General features: G+C 34.9%; 14 protein-coding genes. 4 read left to right on the forward strand and 10 right to left on the reverse strand.

Annotation, left to right across the window (positions count from 1 at the left end; translation table 11 throughout):
• Positions 1 to 109 precede the first annotated feature (109 nt).
• From DES36_RS08140 to DES36_RS08145, 3 genes are all read right to left on the reverse strand, one after another.
• A complete protein-coding gene (locus DES36_RS08140) occupies positions 110 to 1213 on the reverse strand; it encodes an MGDG synthase family glycosyltransferase (RefSeq protein ID WP_113920730.1) in 1104 nt (367 codons plus the stop codon).
• A 78-nt stretch (positions 1214 to 1291) separates the two neighbouring features.
• Positions 1292 to 1459: a hypothetical protein gene (locus tag DES36_RS14815; protein ID WP_170128238.1), complete on the reverse strand. Its 168-nt coding sequence runs from the start codon at positions 1457 to 1459 to the stop codon at positions 1292 to 1294.
• 144 nt (positions 1460 to 1603) lie between these two features.
• Positions 1604 to 2584 carry an SIR2 family protein gene (locus DES36_RS08145; protein WP_113920731.1) on the reverse strand — a complete coding sequence of 327 codons (981 nt, stop codon included), beginning with the start codon at positions 2582 to 2584 and terminating at the stop codon, positions 1604 to 1606.
• A gap of 202 nt (positions 2585 to 2786) precedes the next feature.
• Here DES36_RS08145 and DES36_RS08150 point away from each other — a divergent pair, with 202 nt between their 5' ends.
• The 3 genes from DES36_RS08150 to DES36_RS08160 are packed head-to-tail and all read left to right on the forward strand — an operon-like array spanning position 2787 to position 5364.
• The gene (locus DES36_RS08150; RefSeq protein ID WP_479722701.1) at positions 2787 to 3794 is read left to right on the forward strand and encodes an ABC transporter substrate-binding protein; all 1008 of its coding nucleotides are present in this window, start codon (positions 2787 to 2789) and stop codon (positions 3792 to 3794) included.
• Between the two features lie 15 nt (positions 3795 to 3809).
• A complete protein-coding gene (locus DES36_RS08155) occupies positions 3810 to 4568 on the forward strand; it encodes an ABC transporter ATP-binding protein (protein WP_113920733.1) in 759 nt (252 codons plus the stop codon).
• Positions 4558 to 5364, forward strand: a complete 807-nt coding sequence (locus tag DES36_RS08160) for an ABC transporter permease (protein WP_113920734.1) — start codon at positions 4558 to 4560, stop codon at positions 5362 to 5364. Before DES36_RS08155 ends, DES36_RS08160 begins: the two co-directional genes overlap by 11 nt.
• 147 nt (positions 5365 to 5511) lie before the next feature.
• On the opposite strand, the gene DES36_RS08165 is transcribed toward DES36_RS08160, so the two are convergent.
• From DES36_RS08165 to DES36_RS08185, 5 genes are all read right to left on the reverse strand, one after another.
• Complete coding sequence (locus DES36_RS08165) at positions 5512 to 5661, reverse strand: stress-responsive transcriptional regulator PspC (RefSeq protein WP_113920735.1); 150 nt, start codon at positions 5659 to 5661, stop codon at positions 5512 to 5514.
• 215 nt (positions 5662 to 5876) lie between these two features.
• Positions 5877 to 7592, reverse strand: a complete 1716-nt coding sequence (locus tag DES36_RS08170; RefSeq protein ID WP_113920736.1) for an ABC transporter ATP-binding protein — start codon at positions 7590 to 7592, stop codon at positions 5877 to 5879.
• Positions 7593 to 7615: 23 nt separating this feature from the next.
• Positions 7616 to 8452 carry a glutamate 5-kinase gene (gene proB / locus DES36_RS08175; protein ID WP_170128239.1) on the reverse strand — a complete coding sequence of 279 codons (837 nt, stop codon included), beginning with the start codon at positions 8450 to 8452 and terminating at the stop codon, positions 7616 to 7618.
• Positions 8440 to 9393 carry a dipeptidase gene (locus tag DES36_RS08180; protein ID WP_113920737.1) on the reverse strand — a complete coding sequence of 318 codons (954 nt, stop codon included), beginning with the start codon at positions 9391 to 9393 and terminating at the stop codon, positions 8440 to 8442. The genes proB and DES36_RS08180 overlap by 13 nt, the downstream gene beginning before the upstream one ends.
• Before the next feature lie 251 nt (positions 9394 to 9644).
• Positions 9645 to 10247, reverse strand: coding sequence for a zinc dependent phospholipase C family protein (locus tag DES36_RS08185; RefSeq protein WP_170128240.1), 603 nt, complete (start codon positions 10245 to 10247; stop codon positions 9645 to 9647).
• A gap of 144 nt (positions 10248 to 10391) precedes the next feature.
• On the opposite strand from DES36_RS08185, the gene rlmD reads away from it, so the two are divergent.
• Positions 10392 to 11747, forward strand: coding sequence for a 23S rRNA (uracil(1939)-C(5))-methyltransferase RlmD (gene rlmD / locus DES36_RS08190; RefSeq protein ID WP_113920739.1), 1356 nt, complete (start codon positions 10392 to 10394; stop codon positions 11745 to 11747).
• Positions 11748 to 11779: 32 nt separating this feature from the next.
• On the opposite strand, the gene DES36_RS15365 is transcribed toward rlmD, so the two are convergent.
• Both DES36_RS15365 and folP read right to left on the reverse strand, forming a co-directional pair.
• On the reverse strand, positions 11780 to 12088 hold the full coding sequence (locus DES36_RS15365) for an EamA family transporter (RefSeq protein ID WP_341457131.1): 309 nt from the start codon (positions 12086 to 12088) through the stop codon (positions 11780 to 11782).
• A 34-nt stretch (positions 12089 to 12122) separates the two neighbouring features.
• Positions 12123 to 13112 carry a dihydropteroate synthase gene (folP, locus tag DES36_RS08200; protein WP_113920740.1) on the reverse strand — a complete coding sequence of 330 codons (990 nt, stop codon included), beginning with the start codon at positions 13110 to 13112 and terminating at the stop codon, positions 12123 to 12125.
• Positions 13113 to 13118: the final 6 nt, after the last annotated feature.

The following is a 13118-nucleotide window of genomic DNA, read 5'->3' on the forward strand; positions in this document are numbered from 1 at the left end:
CCCGAAAGAGAGTTCCGCATTCAACTTTCCGCTTTCTGCTAAAATATAAAACTCCTCGCAAAAGCGAAGAGCATCTTTTACTAATTATTCATTTTTTCATTGTTCACTGTTATTTGTTCATCAGCTCATTACCTAGCTTTATAATGCGTTCTATGGATTGTTCTTTTGACAATTCAGACATATTTTTAGCCATATTATCTAAAATATCCTTATTGGTTACTAGATGATCTACTACGCTAGTAATATCCTCAATATGATCTACTTTAATGGCCATGCCTGTTTCTTGTAGAAAATCTGCATTTTCTTCTTCTTGTCCAGGTATATAGTAAGGAATAATCATGGGAATATTTTTTATAATTGCTTCTGTAGTAGTCAGCCCACCTGGTTTTGTTATAATTACATCCGCCATATCCATTAGTTTTGGAATTTGTTCTACAAAGCCATGAATTTCGATTTTTTTAGTTGTTTCTTCTTCCTGAACTAATTTTTCAATTCTCTTCTTTAGTTTCTCATTATTTCCGCATACCACAATAATTTTTAAATAATGCTTTGTTTTCAGTAGACTAGACAATGCCTTTTCTACCTGTGAAACTCCCATTGAGCCACCCATCAACAATACAGATAGATCCACTTCGTAATCTTTTATGATTTTTGAGTTATAATCTAAGAAAGACTTTCTTACTGGAATACCATAAGGGTAGATTTTGTCGCCTGGCACGCCTTTTTCTATCATATCTTCCTTTGTGTACTCACTTCCTACGATATATGCACTTACATTTTTATTGAGATATGCCCTATGAATCATATAATCTGTGACAATTGAAATGATCGGCGTATCAAATTCGCCTTCTCCTTTAAGCGTTCCTAAAACGTTTGTTACAAGAGGATGTGTGACCACAATCAATGCTGGGTTTTCAGACTGAATAATCTTTAAAAGCCTTTTTTCAGCGATATCTGTTATTACTGCGATGACATAATGGCTTAATGTTTCATTATTTGCAGCTCGATACAATCTACCGTATGTACGAGGCGTAATTTGAACAATTTTTTCATAACCTTTTGAAATCACATTGTCCAATATACTGCTGGTTTCTTTAAAAGCGTCATATGTAATCGCATCACAAGCAGAAGCTTCAAAGTGTTCTCTCAAGGATTTCGCTGCGATATTATGTCCTCCACCTGTTGAGGCTGAAAAAATTAATACTTTTTTCACTATATCAACTCCGTCTGTTTTTTGGCACCTTGATATATTGTACCCCATTCTTGTAAAAAATGAAATAGATGAATAAATTTATTGCTCATATAAGTGGTAATGGCTATGATATTTAAATAATATCCCTTTTGATACTAATTGCTCCAGGTCTGATTCATTTCCTTGGAATCCTTGAAATAATAAATCATTATAAGTCTGAGGTCCACAATACTTTAAAATTGCAATAATTTTATCTAATTCAATCATGCTCTCCCTCCTCTTATACAGTAAAACTTATATAATCCTTTGTATATGTATATGCAGAGAAGGTATAAAAATAATAGAAAGCATATAAATAATAAACTAAGACAAAATTTGCTCTCTTATTCAATTTTAATTTTATACAAAACTTTAATGAGGAATGAATCTTTCTGGTTCTTTACAAAAATCTTGGAAAGAGTGATTCGTATAATGAATATTTCCATTAAAGAAAAGCTTATACTTATCTTTTTCTTTTTCAATTTTTTCTGGTAGTTTTCCCTCATAATTATTGATGATGATGATATTAAAGGGTTTGTCTTTATATAGTTCCGCTCGTTTTAGTATAAACTTAATATAGAGATCTGCATCAGGAAAGGAATAACCACAAAAAATGATATTTTCTACTTCATATAAGCCTTTATTTAAATTATGATAAATATTATTTAGATAATAATTACTTATTTCTTTGTAAAAAGTAGGCGGAACGATAATGGATTTAAACTGATTATGGCAGATATTACAAGCGTAATCTTCTTTAATGATGCTCTTGAGCATTCCGTCTTCGATCTGAGAAGATATTAAAAAATTATCGCACACATCACAATATTTCCAGTTTAAAGACCCAAAAATCTTATACAAAGGCAAACACTCCGATTGATGCTTATAAATATTTTTAAACCCATAGTCGATGTCTAATCCATTAGACAGTATTGCACTGTCTAGGAGCAAATCGTAATTTGTGGTAATGAAAATCACATCCATAAGAAGCTGCTCTTTTTTTAGTTTCTCGATAAGTTGATTGTGATAAGTACTACCCTTGAGAAATTTGCGGTCTAAAATTTCTGCCATGGAAAATATGATGCCCTCTTTGATTTCTTCTGTATTAAAGTAAAACGATTCTCGTCTTTTCTCTGCTGAATAAAGCAATCCTAGAATTTCTTCGAAAGTAGGAAATACTTTTGTATTTCTTACATCCAGATTATAAGCTTTCATAAAAAAATCTTGTAAGACATTATAATATCTGTCTTTATCCTTCGAACATTCATTAAAATAAGCAGAAAACAATTCATCTTGTAAAGGCGCTCCTTCTGATTTTGAGGCCCCTGCACCAAAAAAAATCATACTTTTCATATTGTTTTAGTACCACCTCTTCTAAAAAACCACTCTATTATAGAAAGCAGCATTCTAATTATTTCGTCCCTACTATTATACTATTTTTTTATAAATTCATACCTGCCAACTAATTCATGGTACTAATAATTTTCTACCAAAATACTCACCACTTTTTTCCCCTTGAATATAATGACAGTATCAAAACATAAAGGAGGTTACTATTTTGAAGAAAAGTCGTTTACTTATTGCTCCCCTACTTATTATTACTCTTTTGTTATTTTCCTTTGCAGGATGCCAAAAACAAGAGCTTAAAACCATCAAAGTCGCAGAAGTTACCCATTCTATCTTCTATGCTCCACTCTACGCAGCGATTAGCCAAGGTTTCTTTGAAGAAGAGGGCTTGCAATTAGAAGTTACAAACAGCCAAGGTGCAGACAAAGTACTTACTGCCGTTATTTCGGGAGATGCAGATATTGGATTTTGTGGTCCGGAGGCATCTGTTTATGTTTATAATCAAGGTAAAGAAGATTATGCCATTTCTTTTGCTCAATTAACAAAGAGAGACGGATCTTTTATTGTCGCTAGAGAACCTGATCCAGACTTTACTTTTGAAAAATTAAAAGGAAAGCATGTATTAGGTGGTCGAAAAGGTGGAATGCCTCTTATGAGCTTAGAATGGGTTCTTAAGGAAAACGGAGTCGACCCTGTAAAAGATATGAATATGGATACAAGTATCCAATTCGCAGCATTAGCTGGTGCCTTTAAAGGTGGTACTGGAGATTATGTATCTTTATTTGAGCCTACAGCATTAGCACTAGAAAAAGAAGGTGTTGGTTATGTAGTAGCTTCCCTTGGCTTAGCAAGTGGTGAAGTACCATATACTTGTTTTAATGCTACAAAAAGTTTTATGGCAGAAAATCCTAACGAAATTCAAGGATTCACTAATGCTATTTACAAAGGTCAACTTTGGGTGCAAGAACACTCTTATACAGAAATTGCAGAGGCGATTATTGAATTTTTCCCAGATACAGAAATGGATGATTTGATCGCTGTAGTAAAAAGATATAAAGATCAAGACTCATGGAATAACACTCCAATATTAAGCGAACATTCTTTTGATCACTTACAAAATATTCTTGATTCTGCAGGTGAATTAGATGCAAGAGCACCATATTCTGATCTTGTAAATACATCTTTTGCAGAGAAGGCTGTTGAGACAATTAAATGATTTGGAGGTGGATCAATGCCTACTCCAGCGGCACGAATTAAAAATTTAAGAAAAATTTTTCATACTAGAAATGGAGAGACATTAGCTATAGAGGATTTTTCTCTACACATTAATGAAGGAGAATTCATCGTATTAGTAGGGCCAAGTGGATGCGGCAAGACTACGGTATTATCAATATTAGCTGGTTTAGTTCAACCATCCTCAGGTGAGATTATTTACTGCGATGACCACGTCCGAATGGGCTATATGTTACAAGACGATCACCTTTTTCCTTGGAGGACGATTTTAGACAATATATATCTAGGATTAGAAATTCAGGGACGTGATACAATTGAAAATAAGGAAAGAGCAGAATCCTTACTTACAACTTATGGTTTGTCCAAGTTTAAGAATCATTATCCAAACCAATTGTCTGGTGGCATGAGACAACGAGCTGCATTAATTCGAACATTAGCAGTGAATCCCGAAATCTTGCTTCTAGACGAACCCTTTTCTGCCTTAGATTATCAGACGAGAATGGCAGTAACGGATGATATTGGTTCTATCATCAAAAGAGAAGCTAAAACAGCAGTCATGGTTACCCACGACATTACAGAGGCTATTTCCTTAGCAGATCGGGTAGTCATTATGACACAGCGACCAGGAAAAATCAAAAAAATACATGATATTATATTGACTGGGACAGATGGTACGCCAAGTCAAAATAGAAAAGCTCCAGAATTTATGAATTACTATAATGATATATGGAAGGAGCTTGATATACATGTACAATGATAATCAATATTCAGATGAACACATAAGATATTTACGTAAAATAAAGAAAAACGAGCGTATGGTATTGATTACCCGTATTATGATATTAGTGCTCTTTGTCCTATTATGGGAAGTAGCAGCGAACCTAGAATGGGTTGACGCCTTCATTACAAGCCAACCGAGTAAAATTGTAGATACATTTGGATCTCTTTTAGCATCAGGTACTCTCTTTAAGCATCTGTTTACCACAGTAGCAGAAACTGTTATAGGATTTGTAGTCAGTACCATTGCGGGCACGCTTATTGCTATTGCACTTTGGTGGTCGCCTTTCCTCTCAGAAGTTGTAGACCCTTACTTAGTCGTATTAAACAGTTTGCCTAAAGTAGCCCTTGGGCCAGTTATCCTAGTATGGGTTGGTGCAGGTCCAGCATCCATCATCGTAATGACCTTACTGATTTCCTTGTTTGTAACCATAACAAGTGTATACACAGGCTTTAAAGAAGTGGATAAAGCAAAAATTACCTTAGTAGAGACATTTGGTGGCACCAAAAAACAAGTACTTACGAAAGTTTTACTGCCTGCTACTTATCCAACTATTGCAAGTGCATTAAAAATCAATGTGGGCTTATCCTGGGTAGGAGTTATCATGGGAGAGTTTTTAGTATCAAAAGCAGGTTTAGGCTATCTCATCATTTACGGCAGTCAAGTCTTCCAATTAGACTTAGTAATGACGAGCACCGTCGTATTAGCAGTATCCGCAGGTACTATGTATGCAATAGTTGCTTGGCTTGAAAAAAAACTCATACCTTATAAATAAAAGAATGGCTCCATGGACCATTCTTTTATTTTGCCACCAGCGGTCAGCAGTTAGGTTTAGGGATTCCTTTTGGGTCCTTAAGTAAGTTCTAAGCAAAACCTATGCCACCAATGGTGGCCTGTTGGTTTTGCTTACCACCTTACCACCTTACTCAAACTCTTTCGAAAACCTATAATCCACCTTCACCAATCTACCGCCTATTTTCTTCTGTTGTTGCTTGTCGATCACATAAAGTATACCTAGTACTGTAAGTGCCGTTGAAAGCACTACTGTTCCTATTTTAATTAAATTTTTCATTACAATCTCCTCCGCACTCTGTCTTAGTTTTATTATATAACTATATTAGGGGAAAAAGCAACTCAAGAAGCAGTCGCTGGTTCAGGGGTCATTTCTTTCAGGTCAGTCTTTAGCCCTTAGTCACTAGCTTTTAGGGATTCCTTGCGGGTGTTTTTAGCTACCGGAGGTAGCTGTGTTATGCTAGAGACTAAGGACTAGCATCTAGAGACTAGTATCTACTGTAGTTTCTGTGCATCATATAAAGACTTATACACGCCTTCTAAATCGATTAATTCTTGATGGGTGCCTTGTTCGGTGATTCCTTCGTCGGTTAGGACGATGATTCGATCTGCATTTTGTACCGTGGCTAATCTGTGGGCGATTACTAGTGTAGTTCTACTCTTAGATAATAGCTCAAAGGATTCTTGTATTATGCGTTCATTTTCATTATCTAAGGCAGATGTAGCTTCATCTAGAATTAAAATTGATGGATTCTTTAAGAAGATCCTTGCAATAGAGATTCGTTGCTTTTGTCCACCAGACAATTTGACGCCTCTTTCACCTGTAAAAGTATCATAACCATTAGGCAGTTTTGAAATAAACTCATGTGCATTGGCAAGTTTTGCAGCGCGAATGACATCTTCTTCTGTAGCATCAATATCTCCATATCGAATGTTTTCACTGATGGTACCAGCAAATAAAAATACATCTTGTTGGACAATGCCAATATTTTCTCTTAAACTTTTTAAAGTTACATCTCGAATATCCATATCATCTATTGCCATCTTTCCACTTGTAACTTCATAGAACCTGGGGATTAGGCTGCATATTGTGGTTTTTCCAGCTCCAGATGGTCCTACTAGAGCAATGGTTTCACCTTGATGAATCTTTAGATTGATATTTGACAATACTTGTTCACTATCATTATACTTAAATCCTACATTTGAGAATGTAATTTCCCCTTTTACCTTGCCCATGTTTTTAGCCTTGGGAGCATCTACAATATCAGGATGAATATTCATTACTTGTATAAAACGTCCAAAGCCTGCACCAGCTTTTTGGAAAGTCTCCATCAAGTTTGCAATTCTCTTTATAGGCTCTAAGAAGATGGAAATGTACAACATAAATTGAACAAATACACCCATACTGATTTGATCGTAATAGACGAACAATCCACCGAAAAAGATCACCACTAAATTTAATATATTAGAGAAGAATCCAATACCTGAATGAAATTCCCCCATATATTTATAAGAGTCTTCTTTGATTTCCTTATAATCATTATTTCCTACTTCAAATTTATCTCTTTCATAATTCTCATTGCCAAAAGATTGAACAACTCTTATTCCTGAGATGCTGTCTTCAATTTGCGCATTAATATCTGCTATTCTTACTTTAGACTCTCTAAAAGCAGCTCGCATCTTTTTATTTTTTAATATGGTGAAAGCAATCATTACAGGCACTAAAGAAAAAGTGATTAAGGCCAACTTCCAGCTATTTAGTACCATAATAATAAAGGTACCAATTAAAGTAACTGAAGCTATAAATATATCCTCAGGTCCGTGGTGTGCAAACTCAGCAATATCAAATAAATCATTGACTAATCTAGACATAATATGCCCTGTTTTCGTATTGTCAAAATAACTAAAGGATAATTTTTGTATATGATGAAATAAATCACTTCTCATATCCGATTCTATTCGAACCCCAAGGACGTGTCCCCAGTAGGTTACAATATAATTTAAAACATACCTTAAAGCGTAAATAATAAGGATAAAAAAGGATATGTACATGAGATTGTCTAAATTTTTATTTGGTATTGCATCATCAATTAATAAGGCAATTAAACCAGGAATAAGTAAGTCCATTAAGGACATTATAAAAGCACAGCCAAAATCTAAATAAAACAACTTCATATGAGGTCTATAGTACTTTGCAAATTTTTTAATCAAGTTTAAGAAACACGCCTTTCTACTTATCTGTTTTGAAGACAATCTTCACTAATATATGTCCCAATTTCTTTGCCTTCTAATATCTCATAAATATTATTCACATTTTGAGATGACGCTAACACTGTAGGAATAGATCTTTGGGCTGCAAGTTTTGCAGCATTTAGCTTCGTGATCATTCCTCCTGTGCCAAATTCAGTCTCAGAATCTCCAGCAAAGCCATAGATTTCTTCATTCAGTTGATCGACATAAGTAATCAGCTTGGCTTGTGGATTCTTCGAAGGATTAGAATCACACAAACCTTCTACATCTGAAAGAATAAGGAGAACATCTGCTTTTGTTAAACCAGAAACCATTGCCGAAAGAGTATCATTATCCCCTATTCGATCCCCTTCTAATTCACTTGTCGAAACCGTATCATTTTCATTTACAATAGGTATGATTCCCATTTTAAATAAAGCATCAAAAGTATTAATTGCATTGTTTGATTTGATTTTGCTGCTAAATACGTCTCGAGTTAAAAGGATTTGTGCAATATTTTGATTGTAATCATTAAAGAATTTTTCATATAATCGCATAAGTACTGCTTGGCCAACTGCAGCTGCTGCTTGTTTCATAGGGAGTTCTTTTGGTTTCTCACTAATTCCTATTTTCCCCATACCTGCTCCTACAGCACCAGAAGATACGAGTACCATTTCCTTTCCGCTATTTTGCAAATCGGAAATCACTCTTGTGAGCTCTTCCATTTTTCTCAAATTAATCTTTCCACTTTGATAGGTGATAGAGGATGTTCCAACCTTTATAACAATCCGTTTCGCTTCGGTAATACTCTCTCTCAATTGATTCACTCCTAGTTTAGACATTCTTCTATAATCCTCTCAGCATTAAGATATGAAATTTTTTCAATTTCATTTGTTTTAAATCCTGCACGATCTAAAGCAATTAAAAGTTTATTCATTTCACCAATATTGCTAATTTCAAGCTCTCCATCTATTCCATCAAAATCTGTCCCTAATGCCAATACATCTATTCCCGCTTTGTTTTTGATGTGTTTTGTGTGCCTAATCATATCCTCAACTTTACTTGTTTCCCCTTCTCCTAAGAAATGGGGACAAAAATTAAGGCCCATAATGCCGCCTTTATCCGCTAGTAAACTCATCATTTCGTCTGTCAAATTTCTAGGCACATTGGTAATGGCCCTTGCATTAGAATGTGATGCAATAACTGGTTTTTTAGAGTGCTTTATACAATCGTAAAAACCGCCATCCGACAAATGAGATACATCGATAATCATTCCCAATTCATTCATCTTTTCTACTACCTGAAACCCAAAATTCTTTAGACCCTTTTTCATATCATTTTTATCATAAGAATTTGGATACCCAATGCAATTTTCGTAATTCCAAGTAAGTGTAATCAGTCGGAGACCTAATTCATAAAATTCCTCTAATCTCTCTATTTTGTCCTCTAAAAAATGCCCCTCTTCTATAGTTAAAAAAGCGGATAGTATTCCCTTTTCCCTATTGGCTTTTACATCCGAATCGTTTTTTGCTAGTTTAATATATTCTTGATTTTCTTCCAATTCTTTAACAAATACCTTATAAAATTCTTTTGTATATTTGTAGATATCTAGCTTTTGTTCTTCTATCCAAGCTTTATTTAAGAACATAGCAAAGAACTGAGCATCTACCTTACCATGAATTAACTTCTTAATATCTACAGAGTAAGAGTTTTCATAAAGACTCTCTTCTTGTAGCTCATAAATCTTTTTGATCGTATCACAATGTAAATCGATGATTCCCATATATTCACCTCGTCTAAGTTCTAAGTTCTAAGTTCTAAGTTCTAAGTTCTAAGTGAAATCAGCAGGTCGCTCCGCGACCGCTGATTTCACCTGACCACCTGACCACCTGACCACCTGACCACCTGACCACCTGACCACCTGACCACCTGACCACCTGATTAAATAAACGAAAGAAGCTACTTTTAAAAAATAGCTTCTTTATATTGCTACCTTATGATAGCTGTTATTCATCCAAACTAAATAGTTTACTATTATACATGCAAAACTTCTACTGCTGGGCAATCTGCTTTTTCTAATTCAAAAATAAATCCACATAATACAATAGCGCTACAAGATATTGCATGCTCTACATCTGTCACAAATTGCTTTTGATAGTCTCTATTTTCCATATTTAAGTAATCACTATGTTTTGTTCCAAGAAAATCATAAATATCAAAATTTAGGCTTGTAAAAAAGTTTTCTTGAACTTTTTCCCTTACATCATCTTTTAATTGATAATCATATATGTACTCGGCTAAACTATTTTCGTATCTCACGTGTTTTCTAAAATCACCGATGCTTCGCATCCTCTTATTGTGAGCCAAGCAAAAAGAATCACACACATAATGAGATAACATACCTAATGTAAAGGAGACTCCCCATTTGTTTTTATTCTTATTGATAATATTTTCTGATTGTAGTTCATAATTATGATAGACTTGCTTTATATTATGTATTCGGACTCTTTTTTTAAGATTACAGTCTGGGTATACCGCACCTAGTTCCAACATGTCTCTTTCGATTTTTATATCAATTTGATCTTCTAAGATATCTGATATATAGTTTGCTAAAATAATATGCGATTTTAAGTTCAAGTTTGAAAGTCCCCTTTCTAATCCAACTACTATTTTATACTAAATTGACAAAAATTCAATAGCTTAATTTACATATTACTATATTTATGAATATGTGTTACCATAAATTAATTATATTTTATATTAAATTCTATGGAGGAAGCTATGGTAAAAAAAGGAGAAACAATAGATATTACAATCGATGATATAAAATTCCCCAATAAAGGCATTGCCCATATTGAAGGAGATAAAAAAATCACAATTAAAAATGCAATACCTGGTCAAAAGCTTACAGTAAAAGTAAAAAAGAAGAGAAGAGATAAAATGGATGCAATTGTAATAGAAAAATTACAAAGTGCTCCTAATGAAGTAAATGCACCCTGCCCTGTCTTTGAAGAGTGCGGAGGCTGTACTTATCAAAACCTCACGTACGAAGATCAGTTATTACTAAAGAAAAAATTTATTTTAGATATATTAAAAGGTTTTAATATAGAAGAAATATACGAAGGAGTAGAAGGCTCAAAGAACTCCTATGAATACCGTAATAAAATGGAGTTCTCCTTTGGGGATGAATACAAAGATGGACCTTTGACCCTTGGCCTTCACAAGAGAGGCAGTATGTATGACATCGTAAACACTGATGTTTGCATATTAGTAGACGAAGATTTTCGAGACATTTTAAAAGCAGTCCTCTCTTATGCTAAAAAAAATAATTATTCTTACTATCACAAAAGAACCCACCTAGGCTTACTTCGTCATTTAGTTCTTCGAAAGGGCATTATGACAGGAGAAATCCTGGTAAACTTTGTAACCAGCTCCCAAGGGGCTATTGACGAGGAAAGCTTAGTTGATACCATACTGAATTTGCCTTTAAAAGGGCAAATTAAAGGCATTATACACACAGTAAATGATAGCTTAGCAGATGTAGTTCAAGAAGATAGTGGGAAAATCCTTTATGGACAAGGGTTTATTACAGATAAACTATATGATTTATCCTTTAAGATTACACCCTATTCCTTCTTTCAAACGAATACCATTGGGGCTATGCAATTGTATTCCGTGGTAAAAGACTTTGTGGGTACAGGCAAAAACAAGGTTCTTTACGACCTATACTGTGGCACGGGCACCATTGCCCAAGTACTATCCCCTTGTGCCGATAAAGTCGTAGGTATTGAATTGGTGGAAGAAGCCGTCATAGCCGCCAGAGAAAACGCCAAATTAAACGGTATTGAAAATTGCGAGTTTTTAGCAGGAGATGTTTTAGAACAAGTAGATACATTAACGGAAAAACCAGATGTAATTATCCTAGACCCACCAAGAGACGGTATCCACCCTAAGGCCATATGGAAGATCCTAGATTTTGAGCCGAAATCCTTTATCTACGTCTCCTGCAAACCTACTTCCCTAGCAAGGGATTTACCATTCTTTTTAGAAAAAGGCTATGAAATCAAACGAGTAAAATCCGTAGATATGTTCCCGCAGACACCACATGTAGAAACAGTTGTTCTGTTATCTAGGTAACCCAAGGGTTTAAGAGAATTAAATAATATATTTTAGTAGTTTTGCCAACGTAATTTATTTTGCGTTGGCAAAATAAAAAAAGGCCGCTCAAGATAACGAAGTGCTGTTATTTTGTATTTTTTTAGTTTCAATATTCCTTCAGCAAATACTGCACCACCGATAATTAATATTGCACCAAGAACTTGAATTGGTTGCAGTATTTCTTTTAAAAATAGGACGGAAAAAAGAACAACTGAAAGAGGCTCTAAATAACCACAAATGCTACAGTCTGCACTGGTAGACGCCCGATTGAGGAAAAATACAAATAGCAACTTATACGGGTGTTGAGCAGACCAATCCATTTTTAAGTCCAACTCTTGACTATAACTTGCTTACTTATTTTTTATAATGATTCTTAAAATTTACTACTTGATAGGCTGATAAATCTCCACCTGTGTCGAGTTCTGCTAGTCTTACTGCATCTGCTACTATTTGAGCTGGCTTTGAGGCTCTTACATTGTGAACTCTTAAAACCTCTATCCCCTGGGAAGCGGCTAGAACTGTTAGGGCTGCAGATCCCTCATCTTTTAAGACATGTGTTTTTGACTCCTCCCCTTCCATATCATAGCCAGCTTCGTCTAGGAGGTTGTTGATGAATCTTTTTCTAGAGACTCCTACAAAGGCTGTGTAGTCGTCTTTATGAAGAAGATCCATCCTATTTAAGAGCTGGAGGTTTTCTTTCCTAGTAAGACCAAAGCCAATCCCTGGGTCTAGCATGATGTGTTCTTTTTCGATGCCAGCCTTCTTTGCTATCTCAATTGAATCATAGAAAAATTGCATCATTTGTTCTTCTATTGTCTTACCTTGATATCTACCCAACTCTTCTTCATTCATTTTCGCTTCGCCGAAAACTGGGAAAATTATAGATGAAGGGTGGTCTGGCCTGTAGGTAACTGGATTGTTCATAAGGATAAGACCTGCCTTTGTTTCTGCAACGACTTCAGCCATATTTAAATCTCCTCTAAGACCTGTTATATCATTAATAATGTCTGCCCCTGCTTCAATAGCCCCCTTAGCTACTTGTGATTTCCAGGTATCGATGGAGATTGGCACGTCTACCCTCTTTTTCAACTCTTTAATAACAGGAGAAATTCTATCAAGTTCTTCTTGCCAAGAAACTGGGCTTGAGCCTGGTCTTGTAGATTCTCCTCCAATATCAAGCATTCCAGCGCCTTCTTCAACCAGCTGAACTCCTCTGTTTACAGCATTTTGAAAGCTATACCACTTGCCTCCATCTGAAAAAGAGTCTGGAGTTACATTTACAATTCCGCAAATAATGGTTCTTGATGTATCGAGCACTTTGTTTAAATATTTAAATTTTCTCATTTTATT

The organism is Alkalibaculum bacchi (genome assembly GCF_003317055.1).
Taxonomy (GTDB): Bacteria; Bacillota; Clostridia; order Eubacteriales; family Alkalibacteraceae; genus Alkalibaculum; species Alkalibaculum bacchi.

Bases quoted from the DNA above. Each gene is read 5' to 3' on its own strand.
- DES36_RS14815 (WP_170128238.1), bottom strand. From the start codon at position 1,459: ATGATTGAATTAGATAAAATTATTGCAATTTTAAAGTATTGTGGACCT.
- DES36_RS08145 (WP_113920731.1), bottom strand. From the start codon at position 2,584: ATGAAAAGTATGATTTTTTTTGGTGCAGGGGCCTCAAAATCAGAAGGA.
- DES36_RS08155 (WP_113920733.1), top strand. From the start codon at position 3,810: ATGCCTACTCCAGCGGCACGAATTAAAAATTTAAGAAAAATTTTTCAT.
- DES36_RS08160 (WP_113920734.1), top strand. From the start codon at position 4,558: ATGTACAATGATAATCAATATTCAGATGAACACATAAGATATTTACGT.
- DES36_RS08165 (WP_113920735.1), bottom strand. From the start codon at position 5,661: ATGAAAAATTTAATTAAAATAGGAACAGTAGTGCTTTCAACGGCACTT.
- proB (WP_170128239.1), bottom strand. From the start codon at position 8,452: ATGTCTAAACTAGGAGTGAATCAATTGAGAGAGAGTATTACCGAAGCG.
- DES36_RS08180 (WP_113920737.1), bottom strand. From the start codon at position 9,393: ATGGGAATCATCGATTTACATTGTGATACGATCAAAAAGATTTATGAG.
- rlmD (WP_113920739.1), top strand. From the start codon at position 10,392: ATGGTAAAAAAAGGAGAAACAATAGATATTACAATCGATGATATAAAA.
- DES36_RS15365 (WP_341457131.1), bottom strand. From the start codon at position 12,088: ATGGATTGGTCTGCTCAACACCCGTATAAGTTGCTATTTGTATTTTTC.
- folP (WP_113920740.1), bottom strand. From the start codon at position 13,112: ATGAGAAAATTTAAATATTTAAACAAAGTGCTCGATACATCAAGAACC.